The following is a 22,164-nucleotide window of genomic DNA, read 5'->3' on the forward strand; positions in this document are numbered from 1 at the left end:
ACATGGATTTTGACTGGACCACGTTCATACTGGAAATCATTAACTTCCTGATTCTAATATGGATACTGAAGAGATTCTTGTACCAACCCGTCCTGAACGCCATTACCAGACGCCGTGAAGATATCGAAAAAAAACTGGCAGATGCACAGCGTATCGAAGCAGAAGCCAATGAACTCAAGCACCGGAATGAACAGTATCTAGCCGAGTGGGAAGTCAAGAAAGAAAATGAACAGGCACAGTTAAATGCAGAATTAGCGGCTTTACGAGAAAGCAAGCTGGCTGAACTTGAGGTTAAAATCACCGAGGAAGCACAGCGTCGCCGTGTTCTGGACGAGCGGCGCCAGGCTGACTTTCAACGTTTAATAGAGGAACAGGGCATAGCGCAAGGCGCACAATTTTCCAGCAAATTGCTGACCAGACTCGCCTCCCCGGAACTGGAGGACAGACTATACGTATTACTACTGGAAGATTTGCAAGGCTTACACGAACAAAACAGACATATTGTCACTGAAGCGATGTCTGAACCAGGATTACATATAAAAGTACAAAGCGCTTTTTCGCTGGATGAACAGAAACGCAACGAATTAACCCGATTACTTTTCAAGATGACTGATCGAGCATTGCCGATTGAATTTCATATAAACCCGGAACTGATTTCTGGATTTCAGATAGACATTGGCCCGTGGATCTTACATGCCAATTTACGCGATGAATTAAAATTCTTTAGCGGAGCATTGCGACATGCCGGATGACGCAGCCATCTCTGCCAATGCTCAGACCGACTCGCCACTCGCCAGGCAAGCAACCTGGTTGTCGCAATACCAGTATGGTTTGCGTTTATCTGAGCAGGGCACTGTCATCTCAGTTGGTGACGGTATCGCCTGGATTACCGGATTACCTTCCGCCCGCATGGATGAGGTGGTACAACTGGAAGATGGCAGCAATGCACTGGTATTTCATTTGGCACATGATCGGTTGGGGGCAATAATATTGCACCAGACCAGTCAACTCATTGCCGGCACGCAGGTCTTTCTTACGGGAAAACGGCTCAGTATTGGTGTGGGTAATGCCTTGCTGGGGCGCGTGATTGATCCATTAGGGATTCCGCTTGATGGAACCGGAGCCATTTCATTCAGCGCCAGTCGTTTACTGGACGTGCGTTCACCGCCGATTATCGCACGTGATTTTGTTGCACAACCCATGTACACCGGCAACAAAATGATCGACACCATGATTCCTATCGGTAAAGGTCAACGGCAATTGATTATTGGAGATAACGGCAGCGGCAAGAGTACCCTGGCTATTGATACCGTTATCAATCAACATGCCAAGGATGTTTATTGTATTTATGTATTGATTGGACAAAAACGCTCCACGGTAGTGAATACCATTGAAACACTGCGCCGTAACGAAGCAATGACCTATACGGTCGTGGTAGTGGCAGAAGCTACCGCCATGCCGGGCATGAAATATCTGGCTCCATTTGCAGGCTGCGCAGTAGCGGAAGCCTGGATGGCTGCAGGGCACGACACGCTCATTGTTTATGACGATTTAAGCACGCACGCGCGCAGTTATCGTGAACTTTCATTATTATTACGCAAACCGCCAGGCCGGGAAGCTTACCCGGGAGATATTTTTTTTCTGCACTCGCGCTTGCTCGAGCGGTCTACACGTCTGTCAGCAAAAGAGGGCGGCGGCAGCATGACAGCATTGCCAATCATAGAAACGGAACAGGGCGAAATTGCCGCTTACATTCCTACTAATTTAATTTCAATTACCGATGGTCAAATTTATTTTGACCGTCAGCTATTTGCCCGTGGTTTTTTGCCCGCTATCGATGTTACGCGCTCGGTATCACGCATCGGCGGTAATGCACAGCACCCTGCCATCAAAAAAGAAGCGGGGCGGATGAAACTGGACTATCTGCAGTTTTTAGAATTGGAAGTGTTTACCCGTTTTGGCTCGCGACTGGAAGCCAGCATGGAAGCGCGCATCAGACGTGGTCAACTGTTACGTGAGATACTCAAGCAGGATTTACTTACACCTTTGTCTGTCGAATTTCAAATGGCCTGGTTGCTGGCTTATAATGAACAACTGCTGGATAACCTGGAACCCGAGCAAGTCAAAGCTTCTTTAACGCATCTGCAAGAACAGGTTAAAAATGCGAGTATCCATATTGATGAAAGCCGTGATCAATGGAAGATGTTAGTGCGCACTTGGTTAAAATGAATTTGAAATGAGTAAGCGCCGCGAACTGAAAGACCGCCTGACTACCTTGGGTGAAATTAAAAACATTATGGGCGCAATGAAGAATCTAGCGTTACTGGAAATACGCAAGCTGGATGTTTTCTTATCCACACAGCAACGTGTTGTTAACAGTATTGAAGCAGCATCGCAGGATTTTCTGAGTTTCTATTCCAATCTTCAGGCAGAATCAACGCATTTACAGCAACTCTGGATTGTGATCGGTTCTGAGCGTGGTTTTTGTGGTGACTTTAATAAAGCGCTATTGCAGTTTGTACAGACCCAAGCGACACAAACTAATATGCTATTGCTGGTTATTGGAAACAAATTGCATACCAAACTTCAGGATGATCAGCGAGTCGTAGCTTATATTACCGGTCATAGTGTTGCTGAAGAAATTCATGTTACATTGATACATCTGACCGAGGCACTCAATCAGCTGCGGCAGCAGTTAAAACTCGAACAAATTGGGCGCATCTGCGCAATTTATCACGATTATGAAAAAAGAACTGTAAGACTGAGACAGCTGTTACCACTGGCAATACCCGATATAAAATCAAACTTTGCTTATCCTCCCCTACTGAATCTGGAACCTGCACAGTTTCTGACGCAATTGACCGACCAATATCTTTATGCTGCGTTACATGAAGTTTTCTATACGTCTTTAATGGTGGAAAATCACATGCGGTTAGAACATATGGAAAACGCCATTCATCGTTTGGAAAAAAATGATGCGCAATTACGTCTGCACTACAACAGAGTACGCCAGGAAGAAATAATTGAAGAAATTGAAATCATTCTTTTGAGTGCGGAAGCTCTGTCAAATAGTGAAGAATCATTTTTTCGTTTATAAATTGCTTATTGTCCGCTCATTTATATGGATACAAAATCAGACGCCGATAATCGGTTCTTTTAAGCAAAACAAGTGGCACAAAAAAATAGTATACTGGCTCGCTTTTAATCAAACGAACCGCCCAACAAGCCGTTGGAAAACTATCCGCGTTGTCGATGCAGCGTTTTACATAATAAATGAGCATTTTGAGCCTGTTTTTACCTTGCATCGGCTGCCTCGAAAATGTTTTTTAACGACCTGCTAATTAATTGCATGTTTCTAGCATTTTTTGTAAGTCGAAACGATGAACTTCAGCAGTTTCTAGTTTCCAGCTAAATACAGACGGAAACCATGTCGAATACCAACACCTACTTACTTTTTTGATTTTTTTATTGTGGACATAAAAGCAAAAGTACTTTCAGGGCTGCGCTGGACCATCAGCGCCCGTTTTGCAGCCCAGCTATTCAACTGGGTGGTAACTATTATTGTGATCCGGCTATTGAATCCGGAGGATTATGGCATTTTAGCCATGGCTACCATATTCGTTGCGTTTTTAATGGCACTGAACACACTTGGTCTGGATACATCATTGGTTCAGAAAAAAGACCTGACAGAGACAGAGCGTGCGCGTATTTTTGGTGTTGCAATATTGGTCAATTTGTTTTTTTATTTCGGATTGTTTTTTTCAGCACCGTTTATCGCAAGTTTTTTTGACGAGCAACAACTGATCGCCATTATCAGAGTCCTCTCTCTTTCTTTTTTAATTGATATTTTCCTGATACTTCCTTTAGCAAATCTGGATAGAGAAATTGCATTCAAACATCGATCCATTGTCGAATTCATCACTACAGTATTCACCGGCCTGTCAGTGCTGGCATTTGCATATCATGGATTTGGAGTATGGTCTTTGGTGTATGGGACGCTTATTTTACACACGACAAAAACCATTGGTCTTAATTTTATCGCGCCCAGTTGGTGCAAACCCGATTTTACCTTCACCGGTTTGAAACAACACTTTTTTTTCGGTGGCTTTGTTTCGCTTGAAAGGGGTCTGTTAAGAATATATACGGAATCTGACAAATTCATCTGCGGCCGGATGATGGGTGCCGACTTGCTGGGTTATTTTTCCGTTGCATCGCATCTGGCATCGCTGCCGATTCAGAAGCTTGCGGGGCTTATCCAGTCCATTGCCTTTCCAGCATTTTCAAAAGCAAAACAAATTACCGACAAGACCGGCACATATTTCTTACAGGCGAACCAGGTGGCCTGCGTCATTACGTTTCCGGTGTTTTTTGGTATTTCGTGCGTCGCACCCGAAATGACGATCATTTTACTTGGAGATAAATGGGAGCTTGTTATTTTACCGTTACAGATTCTGGCACTGGTCATGCCGTTTAGAGCACTCGGCAACATCATAACTCCGCTTTTATGGGGAATAGGCAAGCCGAAAGTGAGTGCAACCAATTTGGTGATAGCCGCCACAATTATGCCCATCGCCTTTGTGACAGGTGCGCATTGGGGCCTGGTGGGATTAAGTTTGAGTTGGGTACTCGTTTTTCCAATAATCTACTTTATTTTCCTGGCGAGAGCATGCCCGCTCATAGACATCAAGGTAACCGATTGCCTGAAGACCATGACGGGACCTGTCATTGCAAGTGTTTTTATGTATTTATCCGTTATTTACCTGAATCAATTTGCCTTCGGCTCATCGGGAGAAATACTGCACTTGGTGCAACTGATCGGTATCGGTGTCATCGCCTATTCATCGGTTATGATGCTTTTTTTCAAAAATGATCTTCTCAAGACATACCATACACTTAAAGGCTGAGAAAGATAAGTGCCGCAAAACCCGCACGGCATATGGTCTGTTCGAACACACTGAATCAACGTCCGATGGCCGAATGCAGTTGAAGAATCTTCAGTAAGTGTTCACGATCAATCCAACCGATAACTGCCGCTTCATCCATCACGGGAACTTGATTAATATTCTGCTCCCGCATGATTTCCATTACTTCGAGTACGCTGTTGGCAGGCTTAACCGTATATAGACGCTCAAATGTAGTCATGACCTCGCACACCGGAGTATCTGCCCACTGTGCACGTGGACACTGTATTGCGTCATTTAGTGTTATCAGACCAACGATCTGGCCACCTTCAGTAACCAGCGCGAAGCGCTGACCGGTCAACAGCATCTGCGTATCAATCCAATGCAGGATGCTCATGTCTGCCGTTATCGTCGGCACCTGTTTTTGCATGACATCGCCGACAAGCACATGTGCTGCCAGTTGCGACGAGAAATAGGCACGCCGACTGCCTTCGGCAGCGGCAAACAGAAACCAGCCTATTCCTATCAGCCAGATGCCATTGAACAACATGCCAGGCTGCAGACCAACCAGTGCACCTATAAGCATCAGACCATAAGCGACCAGCTTACCGCCCAATACAGCCCACTGCATGCCCTTTGCAGCGTCTCCCGTAAACCGCCATACCAGCGCACGAAAAACACGCCCACCATCAAGTGGAAAGCCGGGTATCAAATTAAAAACAGCCAATACCAAATTAATCGTGGCCAACCAGTTAAAAGCTTCTGTGGCGATTGTACTGTATGACACAAACCCGAGTTTGAGAAGATAAAACAGGCCAGCCAGTAAAAAACTTACCAGAGGCCCTGCAATCGCAATATAAAATTCGGTTGCCGCAGTATCGGCATCTTTTTCAGTTTGTGCAATACCGCCAAAAATAAACAACGTAATAGCGCGTACCTGAACACCCCGCGCAATCGCTACCAGACTATGTCCCAGTTCATGCAAGACGATACTGACAAAGTACATCAATGTAGTTACCAAAGCAGTCAGTACCACCGCTACCCCGCTCCATTCGGGATGTGTTTCTCTGAAATAGGCTGCAAGCACGCTGCTAAGCAGCAAAAAGACGATAAACCACGTGTAATGCACACCGATGCGAATACCTGCAATTGCACCGATACGCAATGACGATTCAAGCATTTAACCTAAGTCCTCAATTGAATGTTGATTAGCGTGCGCTGTTGTTTTATCCTGACAGAATCCAACAAAGACGTGCAACCAAAATATTGGTTTTTATTCATTGTGTTACTCCTCTCCATAACGGCCAACTGAGTTTTTTAGGCTTCAGCACTCAAGTGATGCGTATGTGTCAAAGATAATGATACTCCCCATTTTTATCTGGGGCGAATTTCTCTTTCGATGCATTTGCGGTCGTCTCAACTCTGTAAATTACAAAATTTGTGAAATTTGTAACTTGTAAAAACAAATGAACGCTAACACGCTGTTGAAAAACTGTCTGCGTTGACACTGCGGCGCCAAATACAGACTCAGAATGCTTATTTGTTATGCATAACCCAGCTTTTTACTCGGCACATTATTTACCTCGCCCTTTGGACCGGCTTCCAGCCATCCAAAAACTGCTTGTAGCAGCTTTACCGACTGTTTTTACCTTGTATTACCTGCCTCGAAAAATTTTTTTCAACGGCCTGTTGATATTCGGATTCAAGTAATACCTTGTTGTTGCAGCATATCTTCCTGACCTACCGGGCGATCCAGATAATAGCCTTGTGCAAATTGCACGCCAAAATCTTGCAGTAGCTGAAGTGTTTCAGCATCTTCAACAAATTCAGCGACCAGCAATTTTTCCAGACCTTGGGCAATGTTTACCATCGCTTTTACAAAAATCTGATTTTCATGATTATTCGGCAAATCCCGAATAAACTCACCATCGATTTTTAGAATTTCGACGTTCAGGTATTTTAAATACGTAAAAGTCGAGAACCCACTTCCAAAATCATCCAAACATATTCTACACCCCGCCTGGTTAATGGCTTCGATGAATCGTTGCGCATCATGCAGGTCGGAAACAGTCTCAGTTTCAGTTAATTCAATAATCAGCCGCGTTGGAATAACGCCGTAATGGTTTAATTTTCCACTAATATAATCTGGCAATGACGGTTCATCAAAAGAGCGTCCGGAAATATTGACTGCAAGCGTGGGTAGTTCAGGATACAAAGCCAGTAACGCAATACTATGATCAAGCACCCAACGATCAATTTCAACAATCTGTGCATTTTTTTCAGCAAACGGTATAAAAGCACCCGGCATAATTAAATTTTCAGGATCGACGGTATCACGCATGCGTATTAGAACCTCAAAATGGCTGAGTTTACGCGTGTCTATATGGTGAACACCCTGAAAGTGCAATTCGAAGTGGCCACCTTCTAACGCTTGACCAATTCGACGACTCCAGTTCATGCGATTAACCATCTGCACTGAGTTGCTACGCCCAGGATCATAAATTGACCAAGTATTTTTACCATGATTTTTTGCTTGATACATCGCCGTATCTGCGTGAGCAATCAAATCTTCAACAGTATTTCCATGTTCCGGAAAAATTGCCACGCCCACGCTGGCGGTTAAACGTAAATTAGTATTGCGAAACCGAAAAGGGATTGATGCAATTTTGCTTATAATGCGTACCGGCAAAGCACTGACATCATCGCTTTGTCCCAGTGCGGCAATCAAGGCAAATTCATCACCACCCACACGCGCAAACATTTCAATCCCACGCACCAGGACACTGATTTCGTTAGCAGTACGCAATAACACACTGTCACCCACGCCATGCCCAAAAGTGTCGTTGATAAATTTAAACTCATCCAGATCAAAATAAAGTAAGGCAAATCTATTACTATTACGCTGGTAGGCATTAATCATAAATGTAAGTTGTTTCTGGAATCGATGACGATTATATAATCCGGTAACAGGGTCATGCTCTGCGAGGTAAAGCAGTTGCTGCGCTGTTTTACGTTCATGGGTTATATCTTCGTACATCCACAGCCGCCCCAATAAACTCTCATCTGTGTCTAATACCGGAAACGAAAACTGCGTTAACGTACGTCCATCATCAAAATCAATCTCGAAACGCTCACTCACTTCATACCTATCAATCACTTGAAGAACATGTTGCGAACATTGTTCCAGACAAACGAAACGATGCAGAAATTGTTTTAACAGATCATCAACATTCAGCCCGATCAAAGGCTTATTGGTATCAATTGCCCATAGTTGAATAAAAGCAGGATTTGCAAAGGCAATGCGTTTCTTTTTATCTTCAAATAGAACACCGATACTCATCGCCGAAAGCAGTGCACGCATTCGGCTTCGCTCGAGTTCTGCTGATTCTTTCAATTTCCGTTGTCGTTGTTCGGAATTTTGTAGAGATCCCACCATGTCACGAATACTTCCCAGCAGTGGAAGGATCAAAACCCCACCAAATAGCAAAATAAAAAATGTCAGTTTAATCAATAAGTCGACATGTTCTTTGTCATCATCGACAAGTTGGTCGTGCAGATTTTCATTTGCATTTTTATGCAGACGATTCAACTGTTCCGCGCGGACAAGTGTTGAAAGAACTAATGTTGACAAGTATTCATACTGAACTATATTGTCTAAATCGGTATCATTTAGAAGCGCTGCTTCTAATAAAGCAATTTCCTCTTGTAATCGTAGCAGCGTATGTTCTGTCGCTGTATCTGCTGTATCCGAAAACTGATATGCCACATCGTTAATAACACTGATGTAGCTTTCAATCGAATAAACAGCGTTATCATAAATGCCAACGATCGCCTCACTATTAATCGTGTTGTACTTGATGGTATATCTGATTTTTTGAAGCGTCGCTATCAATTTGTCCGTATAAGAAATTGTGGGTAAGTGAAGGTAATTTATTTTGTCATAAAGACTTTGTTGCGCCCACATGTGTTTTACCAAGATAACTGCGAATAGAGCAACAGATATAATCAATAATCCGTTTAATACATAGACCCGATTTAAAATGGACATTTTATGCGTCATCGATTTATTTAAAAGCGATTTCACTGCGGCGCCATAATTTTCACAGCTTTACGTAAAATCTCGAAATCTTCATTGTTAGCCGGGAGAAAGCCGCTGGTCCCCAATGCGGTTAGAATTTCCTGATGCGCCTGGACTCTGGGAGTAAGTGCGAGAAAACTGTCAAGAAGGCGGCCGCGCAGTTCTTTATCAAAGTCCGGCTGAATAGCAAATACATAATTGGTATAGACCGGTGTTTCCCAAAGGATACGCACGTCGTTTTTATTCAGGAGGCCATCCTTGATCATGTTTTTTATAATGTCACTATTTGCTGCACCTAAATCAACCTGATTGTCACGCACCCAAAAAGCGGTTGTATCATGGCCACCGGAATAGCGCACCTCGCTAAAAAATTTTTCAGGTCTGATATTACGGTTGTGAAGAAAATAACGTGGCATGACATGGCCAGAAGTTGACAACGCGTCACCAAAGCTGAATCGTTCCCCTTTAAAGTCTTCAATTTTTTGCTTGGTATTGTTAGGATGCGTTAAGAATACTGTGCTAAAGTTAAGATCAATATCACGCATAATCAGTGGCACAGCTTTAGTCTCGCGTTGTGTCATGACAAAAGTATAGCCACCGAAAAATGCCATATCGATTTTTTTTGTTGTAAATTGGCGCACCAGTTCCCGATAGTCAGTTGGGATCAGCAACTCAATGCGTATACCTGCTTTACGTTCGAGATAGCGCATCAATGGACTAAATCGTTGCTTAATCATTTCAGGAGAACTATCAGGAAGAACGCCAAGCTTTAAGATTTGATGTGCTGGCATGCCGTTTTGCACCGTATCAGCATAAGCTGCTGTCAGCATAGCAATCCAGCAAAACAAAACACCTAAGACTACCCTGCGAAACCGGTCAACATTCCATCTGCCAGTCAATTGCATTTTTTTCATCAAGCCGGCTGCATGAATCGGTCGATAAACTGCGGCGAAATCAATGGCTTTCTTTTTCATATCCGGCACAATAATAACTCTATTCTTGATGAGGATAACAGAATAAATAAAAATTGATAAACAGAAATGCGCCGACCAGCACAATCTTGAGGGCCGTGAAGTGCTCAAATATTTGGCATTACCTGGCCACTCCATCATCATTACTATGTTGATGAAGTACTGGCATCAGGCTGTAATTTCCTGCTTCAATACCTTTCTGTTAGCTCTGAAATGAACAAATACCACGTCATCCTCAAAAACAGCATTAGGGATTTTTGTCCGGCAAATTTTGCCATGGTAATGGCCACTGGCATCATGTCGATTGCCTTTGAAATGATGAATTTTCCCGGTATAGCAAGGGTGTTATGCACGCTTAATGGAGTGCTATATCTGATACTATGTATTATCCTGGCTACGCGGATAATGTTTTTTCTACCTAACTTGGTGGCCGACCTTAAAAACTTCCAACGCGTATTTCTTTTTCTGACGTTCGTAGTTGGAACTAATACCGTCGGAATACAGTTGATTATTTTTTTTCAAATGACGGCGCTGGCAGCTTTATTATGGGTAGTCGCTTTGACCGGATGGCTCATATGCGTCTATTTTATCTGTTTCAATTTCATTCAGAAAAAAATCATTTTTCATGAAACCGTAAACGGCACAACCTTGCTACTTGCCGTCAGCACTGTTTCGATATCTTTACTGGGCGTTCGTCTTCTGGATACGGTTCATTTACAGGTCGATTTTCTTTATTCTGTCATGGCCGGATTCTGGGCACTGGGCTTCGTTCTTTATTTCATTATCATAACGCCATTGATCTATCGTCTATTTTTCGTACGATTTGAAATTAGAGATTGGAGCGCGCCTTACTGGATCTGTATGGGAGCAACAGCGATTATCACTCTGGCCGGTTGCGAGTTCATCGCTCGCATACCTGGCATGCCAACATGGGAAGGCAACCAAAAGACCGTTTTTGGGATAACTATGATTGCATGGATCATTGGAACATCGTGGATTCCCTATCTACTGTTCATGGATATCCGAAAATTCACCCATGTGAACATCACAACTTCAGCGCCCATATGGATAAAAATTTTCCCATGGGCAAGGTTGGCGTTTGGTACGCAATATCACGCCTATGAACTTTCATCATGGAGCAGGGTCTTTCCCATGGGGATGTATACTGTCAGCACACTTCTCCTCGCAAGCGCCGCAGACTTGGATGCTTTGGCGATTATTTCCCGATACTGGTGCTGGTTTGCGTTACTGATTTGGTCACTGACATGTACTGGCATGCTACGTTGTATTATCTATAAAATGATCTATTATGAAACCATACAAAACTAGCAGGTACAGATAAAAAGCACGTTGTACTTATGCCATGCGCTCACATTTAATAATTTTGAGTAGGCAAACATGCAATGGAAGACCAGTGCCGAATCGCGTATTAAAAACACTGTAAATTAAAATGGCCGGATTCAACCGGCCATCCAAAAAACGTACTAGTGGAATCTGCGGCTACGTTTAATGTTACCGCAAAGATACCTGGAAGCCGTTATTCTATAACGTTCAGCGTTCCCGGCAAATGGATATTTTTGGGGTGCAGCTGACACCAGATAGTGAAAGCACCTGCTTTATCTGCTGTAAAAGCGATGGTTTTGGTTTCACCTGCTTTGATTACCTCCTGGATGCCATATTCGTCAATAGAGAAACCTTCGCTGATCGGCGATTTGTTTTCTACGGTAATTTTTACCTTGGCTCCTTTATGGACAGCCAATGCTTCAGGTTCGTTAAGTACATTAAAAGCACGTATATTCTTAACGGTAACACCTTCGACATTGAGTTCAGGGATGGTAGTGTCATAAGCGTTCATAATGACCTTAAAACTTCTTTCAGCAGCTTGCGCGGTACCTGCGGCCAACAATAACGCAAATACCAAACTCATACATAACATTTGAGTTAATTTCATCATTCGAATTTCCTCCATTCAAATTTAAGATTTATAAAATAGCATTCACCTTGCTCTTGTGATGCTACAATTTAACGGCAGCACCCCCGGACAATATGAAACAACTTGCCGATTGATAACTTGCACGTTGCCTGAATTGTAACGCAGCTGTATTTCAATTTGATGTATTTGTACCAACAATTCTCCATATTTTGCCGTGAGCAGCAAGAAGCGCCGATTACGATCTTTGATGCAGGATTCCTTTTTTTTGTGTTAATTTGCCTTTGGCATACTATTGAGGCTCAGACTTCAGGAATTAAAAAACGTGAATAAACAACTGATCTATGGCGACATTGGCGGCACTAAAACCCTGTTGCAGATAGCTGAACTCAAAAATGGCACCGTTCACGAACAGGGGGCTCATCGGTATCGTAGTAGTGAATACAGCGATTTCGCTGATATCCTCACAGATTTCCTGGATAGAATCAGCGCAACCGGAATCCACTGCAAACCGATAACAGCCTGTTTTGCCGTGGCAGGCCCTGTGGTTGCACAACAGGCACAGTTAACCAATTTGCCCTGGCAAATGAGTGCCGCTCAGATCGCACAGACTTTTCTAATTCCTCACGTCAAGCTGCTGAATGATTTTGAAGCAGCTGCTCTGGCCGTAGAAATACTGACGCCCAGTGATCTGGCCTCCTTACAACAGGGTCGAGAACAGGCGCATGCCATGCGCGTTATACTCGGCGCGGGTACTGGAATGGGTGTGGCTTGGCTTGCATGGCAAAAAGACAGCTATCAGCCTATATCAACAGAAGCGGGTCATGTCGATTTTGCACCCACAAGTGCTTTGCAGATACGGTTGTTAGAAACACTGCAAAAAAAATTCCCGCATGTTTCAGTTGAACGCCTGTTATCCGGTGCCGGTTTAACCCATATATTTAATTTTCTGCAAACTACTTCAACTGAGTTCTCAAGTCCTGCGCCCAGTCATCTGGACGAAGAAGACAGTGGTGCAACTGTAACAGCACTTGCAATCGAACAAAATCATCCAGTCGCGGTGCGGTCTCTGGAGTTGTTTGCTGAAATCTATGGCGCCTATGCTGGCAATCTGGCGCTTACCGGACTATGTCGAAATGGTGTATATATTGCCGGCGGCATTGCTCCCAGAATTATTCACATTCTTCGCGCCGGAGGCTTTATGCGTGCATTTTGTAATAAAGGGCGATTCTCCAAACTAATGCACGACATCCCGGTGCAGGTGATTACAAATCCATCAGTCAGCCTACTGGGTGCCAAAAGAAAAGCGCAGGATTTATTGCACGTACAGACTTGAGGTTTATAAAATTAAGGACGTTAATCAGAAAGCACACACAGTATTGTTAAAACTCGAATTCGTTTACAATTTCGGTGTTAATAATTGACTCGATATGTCCATTTGCGCGCTTCACACGCCGCTTTTTTTACGCAACACGCTACATACCTCGCCCTGCAGGTCGGCTTTCAGCCGTTCAAAATCTGTTTTCGGCAATTTTGCCGTCAACTATTGCCTGGAACTTGGATGAGCTCACAACGGATTTCAACAGCCTTTTAATAGTCTGTTTTCTTATTCTCCCGCGGGGATTTATATGTTTTCAAAAACCACATTCACAATCACAATCAACCCAAAAATACCGTCCCGTTTGGAACGTCTGGAAGAATTGGCCAATAACCTATGGTATAGCTGGGACCGCGCGACGCGCATGCTTTTTTCCCGGCTTGATCCTATCTTGTGGGGTGCTGTGGGACATAATCCTAAAGCATTTCTCAAGCGTGCAGATGAGTCCGTACTGCTCAAAGCCGCGGAAGACCCTACTTTCCTGGCCACCTACGACAGCATTTTATCCACCTTTGATTCATATCTTTATGAACCATCGCATCAGGATAAAACCAACGGTTTGCTTCTAAAAGACCAAATCGCTTATTTCTGTTTTGAATTCGGTTTTCATGAAAGTTTACCCATCTACTCAGGCGGTCTAGGTATTCTGGCTGGCGATCACTGCAAAGCAGCAAGCGACTTGCATTTACCCTTTGTCGCTGTAGGACTGCTTTACCGTCAAGGCTATTTCCTTCAGACCATCGATAATCAGGGAAAGCAGTTGGCCATCTATACCGACTCGGACTTCGAAGACCTGCCGGTTACGTCCGTTTTGCATGACGATGGATCGGAGATGCGTATAGAAGTGGCATTACCGGACCGCAAAGTCACGGTAAAAATATGGATGGTAAAAATAGGCCGCGCAAAACTATATCTGCTGGATACCGATTTGCCGGAAAATTCACCACAGGATCGCAATATCACCCATAAGCTGTACGGTGGCGACAAAACCATGCGCATAGAACAGGAAATTATCCTGGGTGTGGGCGGTGTGCGTGCTCTACATGAAATGGGCATTAAACCCACCATATGGCATATTAATGAGGGGCATGCCGCATTTATGATACTCGAACGTGCGCGTACGCTGATGCGGCAAAACCTGGATTTCGACAGCGCACTGGAAGCAGTAGCAGCCAATACGATTTTTACCACCCATACCGCAGTACCCGCCGGACATGATCATTTCAGCGAAGAAATGATGCAAACTTATTTTGAACCTTTTTATCATGATTTGAATATCACCCGAGAAACATTTATGGCGCTTGGTCATACCGTCGATCATCGGGACTTCAACATGACTGCCCTCGCTATTCGCGGTTCGCGCACTCATAACGGTGTCAGCAAAATACACGGCAATGTATCCGCCCATATCTGCCGGGATTTGTGGCCACAGATCGAGCCGGAAGAAAATCCCATAAACTACGTTACTAACGGCGTACATGTACCAACTTTTCTTGCACAGGAATGGTCCGATTTATTTGACCGTTATTTGGGATACGACTGGCGCAGCAAAATGTGTGAGGCCACGTTCTGGGAACGAATTCATGATATACCTGACCATATGTTCTGGAGCATTCGACAATCGTTAAAATCACAAATGCTGTTTGGGGTTCGCGATCGTCTGGCTGAACAAAACACACGCAATCACGGGTCCGATGCTCACTTGGATCGATTGCTTAAATTTACCGACCCTATCAATCCCAATATTTTAACTATCGGCTTCGCACGCCGCTTCGCAACGTACAAACGCGCCACGTTGTTATTCGAAAACCTGGGCTGGTTACGGAAAATCGTACTCGATGAAGAACGTCCCGTTTTACTGATCTTTGCCGGCAAAGCACATCCGGCTGACGAGCCGGGACAGGATCTGATCCGGCGTATCAGCCAGATCGCGCACATGCCGGAATTTGAAGGCAAACTGTTGCTCGTTGAAGGATATGATTTACGCCTTGCCAGAAGACTGGTTTCAGGCGTGGATGTCTGGCTCAACAACCCGATATTTCCCCTGGAGGCCAGCGGCACATCGGGCATTAAAGCCGGGATCAATGGCTCGATCAATTTGAGTATTCTTGATGGCTGGTGGGAAGAAGGTTATAACGGCCATAATGGCTGGGCCATCAAACCGGGCCCAAAAAATATGGAAGCAGTACTGCGCGATCAGGAGGAAAGTCAGGCGCTTTATGAAATCCTTCAAGACCAGGTCATTCCTCTTTATTATAATCGCAGCAAACTAGGTTATTCACCGGAATGGGTAAAAATGGCCAAACACTCAATGGTCTCACTGCTACCGCGCTTCAGCGCCTCGCGCATGGTAACAGAATATTTGAAAAATTTTTATCGCCCGGCCAGCTATCAGCATGAACGCTATACACCCAACGGCTTTGAAGGCGCCCGGGAAATCGCAATCTGGAAAAACCGAATCAGAAATGCATGGAACGGTGTTCATATTCGCCGTATTAACATGCCGCACAACCGTGCGAACTTTAATGACGTTTTAAATTTCAAAATAGCTGCTCAATTAAGCGGTCTACAACCTGAAGATGTCGTCATGGAACTGCTCATATGCCGTCAATACAAAAAAACCCGGCTCAATAATTTTAACCGTTTTTGTTTTAAATTTACGAAGGTTCAAGATGGCAATGAACATATCTTTGAACTCGATCTGGCACCTGAATTCTGCGGCAAACAAGAGTATTACATTCGCATCTATCCATACCATCAATTACTCACGCATCCACTGGAAATGGGCATGATGATTTGGTTGTAGATGTAAGGTCTGAATTGGTTAACACCGCAACAAACACAAGAGGAAACACTTTATGGCCACACCGGAGACTGCTACTGCAGATATCGTTGATGCTCACAGCCGTCCTGGCCCTTTCTATATTAAAGACTGCGCGCTGGTTGCTCTGGCAACCGGCAGGCGTGCACGCATGTTGCAGGAATTCAGAACTGAGCTGGCAACTATTGATGAATCCAGTATCTATCACCATTACTGGGGTGGACTTTTACAGGCACGCTTTGAAGAACGTGAATTCAATAACGATTTTGCCGCCTGGATCAGGCATGGCATCCATGACGCCATTCTGGCCGAACGGCTGGCCGCGTTAGATCCTACAGATTTTACAGATCTGGAATCATTGCGACTGGAAATTATTGAATTGATTGATATGCGTCTTGACCAATGCGAAGGTTTACTCTGGATGCGCGCCACGCAGCAATTCGAGTTTATTCGTTCGCAAATTATTGTTTTTGATACGGCACGCAGTTTGCAGCAACCGGCGGAACTGGCATCCACAGTCGCACAATTGTCTACCAGCAGCATTTTCTATCACTTTATTGACGCCCGTCGACGGACTGCGCACCGATGCGATGATTTCAGTGACTGGCTTGCCGGTTTCGGTGAGGAATATTCGCTGTTGCGGGAACAAGTAGCAGGAATTGATCCCTATTTTGGCAGTCTTAGTGAACTGCGCACACAACTGGCACAATTGTTTCAAACGCATTTTAAGGAAGCGGATATATGAGTCTATTGGATGATTACGCACAAATCACCGGAATTGATGTGATCGCACACTTACGTCAGTTAGCAGCGCCTTTTTCTGGTGCCAAGGTTGTACATGTAAATTCAACCCGCATGGGTGGTGGGGTTGCTGAAATTCTGACCAAATTAATACCGCTTATGCGGGAACTGGGAATTGATGCCAGCTGGGAAGTCATCACAGGCGAGAGTCAGTTTTTTGAATGCACGAAAGGTATGCATAACACACTGCAGGGTAATCAAGTCCATTTGAGCGACAAGTTGCTCAGGGTTTATGAAAATACCAATACTGACAATGCCGAAGCATTACGATCTGTATTAACAGAAGCCGATTTCGTATTTATTCATGATCCACAGCCTGCTGCGTTGCTGCAGCATTTTCCAGCGCGTAAGGGGAAATGGATATGGCGCTGCCATATCGACGCCAGCCATCCATACCGGCCGGTATGGAAATATCTACGTCAGTTCATCGCACCGTATGACGCCAGCATCTTTTCATTGGCCGCTTTTGCCCACGAACTACCGCATCCGATCTATTTGATACCCCCGAGTATAGACCCTTTCAGTGACAAAAATATCGAATTAGCCCCTGACGCCATTGAGAACGTCTATGAAAAGTACCAACTGGACCCAGAACGACCGCTTGTGCTGCAAGTATCCCGATTTGACCGGTTCAAAGATCCCATCGGCGTCATCCAGGCCTATCAACTGGCCAAAAAATTTCTGCCTTCGCTGCAACTGGTCTTAGCGGGTGGCGAAGCCACAGATGACCCTGAAGGCGCAATTGTATTAAACGAAGTGCAACAAGCAGCCAGTGGCGATGCTGATATACATATCCTGCTACTGCCATCGGATGCGCATCTGGAAATTAATGCTCTGCAACGTGCGGCAGATATCGTTGTGCAAAAATCCATCCGCGAAGGCTTCGGCTTAACGGTTACCGAAGCCATGTGGAAGGGTAAGCCCGTAATCGGTGGAGATGTTGGCGGGATTCGTCTGCAGGTAATCAACCATCATACGGGTTTCCTGGTAAGCACACCCGAAGGCGCAGCACTCCGAATTCGCTACCTGTTGCACCAGCCCGGCAACATCCGTGAGATGGGCGAAAAAGCCCGGGTTCTCGTACGCGACAACTTCCTAATCACTCGCCATCTGCGGGAATACCTGGCGCTGATGGTTGCTTTGTTATATGGCTCGCAGGATCGCATTGAGCTCTCACAATCTATTTCTGAGCAAAGATTACACGATCAATTATTTCAGTAACAGATTTTTCATTTAGCAGGCCGCGTTAAAAAGTTATTTCGAGGCGGCGAGGTCGATAGTTTACAACAGTCTGACAACGCCCCTCAAAAGTACTCACGAGCACCTTCGGTGAATCGTTAATTCACATCTGAAACAATCGATACTCTAAGCAATTATTCTGCAGGGATTATCGGTTTAAAACGGAATCAGTACAGTCCTGTCAGGCAATACTTTGCGCATAAGCGGTGATAAACCTGCCGATTTCCAGTTCCGGCTGTCTTCAGTGACCTGATTTCCTCTCCGAACAAAATTCTTCTTATCCAATCCATTGTCGTAGGACTTTAGTCCAATTGTTCCAACTTTCAGAATCTTTATGATGATCACTCAATGAAGGAATAACGAATGACAATAAACTTCATAAAGAATAGAGATATGGAATTTAATTCACTTAAAGCAAATAAATTAATACAGGAAATATTCTCACATCCGATTATGAAAAACGCGACAAGAAAAGGTTCATGAATTTGCAGGAAAAGTAAGGATCAAGAATTAACATTGGAGTATCAACAAATGAAACAACAGTCAAATACAACCTTAACAGCTACAATTCTAATAATGGCCTCCCTGATGATATCGGCAACTGCCCATGCTGTGGTGTTCACCGACGCAGGTGCCTCACTGCAGAAAATACTGAATGATATTACAGTCGCTCCTGCCTCGAAAAACAGCAGTATCGATGTGAATACCGATCAGATTAAACTCGACAGTCAATGGCGGGTAGCCGGTAGTGGTGGTTCATATAGTCAAATCATTATAGAGCTTTCGGGAAATGCCGGAATCAATACACTGGGTATTTATGACGTCACCAATCCTCTGAATATGGTTACATTATATGCAGGTGTGGACAGTGCTGGCGCACAAAAATTATTAACTTTTGCGAATGACGGGTCAGTACTGATTAACTTTGCAGATACGGGCGTTGATTTTGCCGGAAATGCGTTTGGTTATTTTTTGAATACCGGAACTCATATTTTTTATAGTGATACTGATTTAAATGCGGACGCAGTAGATCACATGGTTGCTTATCAGGGTCAAGGAGTCGATGTAATTGATCTTCCAGCAACACTTCCGGGCGCTTGGGTTGGAAATGAATACATCATGGCCTGGGAAGACCAGTTTGGTGGCGGGGATGCAAATTATAGTGACCTTGTTTTGATTATAGAATCTGTCTATCCAATGCCGGAGCCATCAATGCTTGCATTGCTTGGTATCGGCATTGTCGGTTTCATTGGCAGTCGATCCAAGAAAAGAATATAAAAAAATAAATAGCATCAACTTATTTTCATTAATCTCATAGAACAGCCTTCTATGAGATTTTTTTTATCAATAAAACGGCTGCTCCACTATTTATTGCTTCTATATAGCGCATAAAGCGCATCAGATCAAAGAATACACAATCGATTTTTGTAATTAAATACCAAGACAGATATGAACTCCTTTGATTTACTGTAAAATAACGGTTATATCAATATTTATTCAGTAATTGCAAAAATACACCGTGACCGCTCATCCATCTGATAATAATAATCCAGCTAATCCAACCTCAACGTCCCTCTCCTATCGTGATGCCGGTGTTGATATCGATGCCGGTGATCGTCTGGTGCAAAATATCAAGCCGCTTGCAAAACGCACAATTCGCCCGGAAGTATTAACCGGCTTAGGTGGATTTGGTGCGTTGTTCGAGATTTCCAGAAAATACCAGAATCCAGTACTGGTATCTGGCACCGACGGCGTGGGAACCAAGTTAAAACTTGCATTTCAATTGAACAAACATGACAGCATCGGCATTGATCTGGTTGCCATGAGCGTTAATGATATTCTGGTATTGGGCGCTGAGCCGTTATTTTTTCTGGATTATTACGCATGTGGCAAACTCGATGTGGATACGGCAACCGCAGTTGTCAGCGGTATAGCAGCAGGTTGCGAACAGGCGGGCTGCACACTCATTGGTGGCGAAACAGCCGAGATGCCGGACATGTATCCTTCTGGAGAATATGATCTGGCCGGGTTCGCCGTGGGGGTCGTGGAAAAAGCACAGATTATCAGTGGTGTAACCATTCAAGCGGGGGATGCCGTGATTGGTCTGGCATCGAGCGGCGCGCACTCAAACGGTTACTCGTTGATACGCAAGATTATTAGCAGCAACCAGATCGATATATCACAGGATTTTCACGGCAAACCGCTTAGCGATGTCATTATGACACCGACGCGTATTTACGCCAGACCTTTGTTGACTTTGATGAAACAATTGCCTGTTAAAGGTCTGGCACATATTACCGGTGGTGGCTTGATCGAAAACCTGCCACGTATTTTGCCGGATCATGCGGTTGCCGTGCTGCACAAAGAAAGCTGGGATATCCCCCCACTCTTTCACTGGTTGCAACAACAAGGCAATATCAGCGATGCTGAAATGTTCAGGGTATTCAATAGCGGCATTGGCATGGTTGTGGTTGTCGGTGCTGATCAGACAAATGCCGCCATGGATTGCTTGCGCAAGGCAGGTGAAACGGTCTGGCAAATAGGCGAAATAAAGGAACGCACACCCGGTCACTCCGCTACTGTACTTATATAGGCATCTTTATCAGAATCGGTTATGAAAACGCTTGTTATTTTGATATCCGGCCGTGGTAGCAATATGCAGGCTTTGCTGGAAGCTCAATTACCAGTCGACCGTATTGTGGTAGTCAGCAACAACCCCGATGCAGAGGGATTAAAGACCGCTGCAGCGTTGGGTATTCAGACTGCAACCATTGATCACCGCGTTTTTTCGAATCGCGAAGCCTTTGATACAGCACTGGCTGAAGAAATCGACCATTATCAACCTGAGTTGATTGCACTTGCCGGTTTTATGCGCATTCTGACCCGCGATTTCGTTTTGCGCTATCAGGGCCGACTGATGAATATTCATCCATCCTTATTACCTGCATTTCCGGGTCTGCATACCCATCAGCGTGCATTGCAGGAAGGCGTTAAAATTCATGGATGCACAGTACATTTTGTAACGTCTGCATTGGATCATGGGCCCATTGTAATACAAGCGGCCATCCCAATATTGGCGAATGACACCTGTCAGACACTCGCCAAGCGGGTGCTGCAACAGGAGCATCGCATTTATTCTCAGGCTGTTTGTTGGTTTATGCATGGTCGTATCAAACTTTGCGGCAACACAGTTACAGTCTCTGAAACCGGTATTCATGATTTCGTTATCTTTTCACCGGGATTGCAGGAATGAAATTTTTGTTGGTGCTTTTTATGCTCTGGGGACATGAGTTTTCAGCTCTGGCTGCTGAAAAAAAAACCGAAATTGAAACAGTAACTGAATTACCCACTCGCATTCATATCAGCTACACCGTAAAAACAGGCATTGGTCTTGGCGAATTAAATGAAATTGTCGACGTCAGTCAAAAAAGCGACACCCATACTTTTAACATTAGCAGTAATGCGCAGGCAATCGGTGTTTTCAGAGTAATCAAGCCTGGCAATATTATTCGTGAAAGTAAAGGCATGATTACAGGAGATGGCCTACAACCAAGTTTTTACTCTGACCAGCGTGCAAACAATGAACCCAGCCTGGCATTATTTGACTGGAAAAATCAGACGCTAACGCTCAGGCATGAAGGCAAAGAAGTCCAAAAAACACTGGCAGCAGGCACACTGGACCGGCTAAGCCTGTCTTATAGTTTCATTTTCTCACCGCCGAACCGAATTGAAGCTGGTAATATACTGGATATTCATGTAACCGATGGGCGCAGTCTGCAACGCATACAGTACAGAATCAGCAAAGAAAAGCTGAAGACGCCATTGGGTGAGCTGGAAACAATTGTATTGACAAAACAAACAGCCGGCGAGGACAAAGAGCAAAGAAAAATCTGGCTTGCACTACGCTATCATATGGTACCGGTGCGTATTCAATCGGTTGAGAAAGACGGTCTGGAAGTTGAAAAAATGGTTGCCGAGCTAAGTCTGAGTTATCCAGATGATTCAGATAACAGATCTTGTTGCAAACGTTAATTCATTCATAAAC

General features: G+C 44.4%; 17 protein-coding genes. 13 read left to right on the forward strand and 4 right to left on the reverse strand.

The window, feature by feature from the left end; genetic code table 11:
- Positions 1-2 precede the first annotated feature (2 nt).
- From C8R11_RS06470 to C8R11_RS06490, 4 genes are all read left to right on the forward strand, one after another.
- Positions 3-752 (forward strand): F0F1 ATP synthase subunit delta, encoded by a 750-nt coding sequence (locus C8R11_RS06470; protein WP_107794986.1) that lies wholly within the window; start codon positions 3-5, stop codon positions 750-752.
- A complete protein-coding gene (locus C8R11_RS06475; protein WP_107794987.1) occupies positions 742-2,229 on the forward strand; it encodes a F0F1 ATP synthase subunit alpha in 1,488 nt (495 codons plus the stop codon). Before C8R11_RS06470 ends, C8R11_RS06475 begins: the two co-directional genes overlap by 11 nt.
- A 7-nt stretch (positions 2,230-2,236) precedes the next feature.
- Positions 2,237-3,097: a F0F1 ATP synthase subunit gamma gene (locus C8R11_RS06480; RefSeq protein WP_107794988.1), complete on the forward strand. Its 861-nt coding sequence runs from the start codon at positions 2,237-2,239 to the stop codon at positions 3,095-3,097.
- Between the two features lie 373 nt (positions 3,098-3,470).
- A complete protein-coding gene (locus tag C8R11_RS06490) occupies positions 3,471-4,904 on the forward strand; it encodes a lipopolysaccharide biosynthesis protein (protein WP_107794990.1) in 1,434 nt (477 codons plus the stop codon).
- A 55-nt stretch (positions 4,905-4,959) separates the two neighbouring features.
- Here the strand turns inward: C8R11_RS06490 and C8R11_RS06495 are convergent, their stop codons facing one another.
- From C8R11_RS06495 to C8R11_RS06505, 3 genes are all read right to left on the reverse strand, one after another.
- Positions 4,960-6,081 carry a site-2 protease family protein gene (locus C8R11_RS06495; RefSeq protein WP_107794991.1) on the reverse strand — a complete coding sequence of 374 codons (1,122 nt, stop codon included), beginning with the start codon at positions 6,079-6,081 and terminating at the stop codon, positions 4,960-4,962.
- Positions 6,082-6,603: 522 nt separating this feature from the next.
- Positions 6,604-8,949: a putative bifunctional diguanylate cyclase/phosphodiesterase gene (locus tag C8R11_RS06500; protein ID WP_244907573.1), complete on the reverse strand. Its 2,346-nt coding sequence runs from the start codon at positions 8,947-8,949 to the stop codon at positions 6,604-6,606.
- Between the two features lie 32 nt (positions 8,950-8,981).
- The gene (locus tag C8R11_RS06505) at positions 8,982-9,953 is read right to left on the reverse strand and encodes a phosphate/phosphite/phosphonate ABC transporter substrate-binding protein (RefSeq protein WP_181258184.1); all 972 of its coding nucleotides are present in this window, start codon (positions 9,951-9,953) and stop codon (positions 8,982-8,984) included.
- A 210-nt stretch (positions 9,954-10,163) separates the two neighbouring features.
- Between C8R11_RS06505 and C8R11_RS06510 the strand changes: the two genes are divergently transcribed.
- Complete coding sequence (locus C8R11_RS06510) at positions 10,164-11,279, forward strand: tellurite resistance/C4-dicarboxylate transporter family protein (protein WP_107794993.1); 1,116 nt, start codon at positions 10,164-10,166, stop codon at positions 11,277-11,279.
- Positions 11,280-11,487: 208 nt separating this feature from the next.
- On the opposite strand, the gene C8R11_RS06515 is transcribed toward C8R11_RS06510, so the two are convergent.
- Positions 11,488-11,904: a nitrosocyanin gene (locus C8R11_RS06515; protein WP_244907574.1), complete on the reverse strand. Its 417-nt coding sequence runs from the start codon at positions 11,902-11,904 to the stop codon at positions 11,488-11,490.
- A gap of 301 nt (positions 11,905-12,205) precedes the next feature.
- Here C8R11_RS06515 and glk point away from each other — a divergent pair, with 301 nt between their 5' ends.
- The 8 genes from glk (at position 12,206) to C8R11_RS06555 (ending at position 22,151) form a co-directional block, all read left to right on the forward strand.
- Positions 12,206-13,216, forward strand: a complete 1,011-nt coding sequence (glk, locus tag C8R11_RS06520; protein WP_107794994.1) for a glucokinase — start codon at positions 12,206-12,208, stop codon at positions 13,214-13,216.
- Between the two features lie 292 nt (positions 13,217-13,508).
- Positions 13,509-16,064, forward strand: a complete 2,556-nt coding sequence (glgP, locus tag C8R11_RS06525) for an alpha-glucan family phosphorylase (RefSeq protein WP_107794995.1) — start codon at positions 13,509-13,511, stop codon at positions 16,062-16,064.
- Between the two features lie 52 nt (positions 16,065-16,116).
- Positions 16,117-16,824: a DUF5752 family protein gene (locus C8R11_RS06530; RefSeq protein ID WP_107794996.1), complete on the forward strand. Its 708-nt coding sequence runs from the start codon at positions 16,117-16,119 to the stop codon at positions 16,822-16,824.
- Entirely contained in the window at positions 16,821-18,101 is a 1,281-nt protein-coding gene (locus tag C8R11_RS06535; protein ID WP_107794997.1) for a glycosyltransferase, read from the forward strand. The genes C8R11_RS06530 and C8R11_RS06535 overlap by 4 nt, the downstream gene beginning before the upstream one ends.
- Before the next feature lie 549 nt (positions 18,102-18,650).
- Positions 18,651-19,397: a DUF4114 domain-containing protein gene (locus C8R11_RS06540; protein WP_107794998.1), complete on the forward strand. Its 747-nt coding sequence runs from the start codon at positions 18,651-18,653 to the stop codon at positions 19,395-19,397.
- 241 nt (positions 19,398-19,638) lie between these two features.
- The gene (purM, locus tag C8R11_RS06545) at positions 19,639-20,712 is read left to right on the forward strand and encodes a phosphoribosylformylglycinamidine cyclo-ligase (protein ID WP_107794999.1); all 1,074 of its coding nucleotides are present in this window, start codon (positions 19,639-19,641) and stop codon (positions 20,710-20,712) included.
- A gap of 21 nt (positions 20,713-20,733) precedes the next feature.
- Positions 20,734-21,372 carry a phosphoribosylglycinamide formyltransferase gene (purN, locus tag C8R11_RS06550; RefSeq protein ID WP_107795000.1) on the forward strand — a complete coding sequence of 213 codons (639 nt, stop codon included), beginning with the start codon at positions 20,734-20,736 and terminating at the stop codon, positions 21,370-21,372.
- On the forward strand, positions 21,369-22,151 hold the full coding sequence (locus C8R11_RS06555) for a DUF3108 domain-containing protein (protein ID WP_107795001.1): 783 nt from the start codon (positions 21,369-21,371) through the stop codon (positions 22,149-22,151). The genes purN and C8R11_RS06555 overlap by 4 nt, the downstream gene beginning before the upstream one ends.
- Positions 22,152-22,164 lie beyond the last annotated feature (13 nt).

Origin of the sequence: Nitrosomonas aestuarii, from assembly GCF_003046585.1 — a bacterium.
Taxonomy (GTDB): domain Bacteria; phylum Pseudomonadota; class Gammaproteobacteria; order Burkholderiales; family Nitrosomonadaceae; genus Nitrosomonas; species Nitrosomonas aestuarii.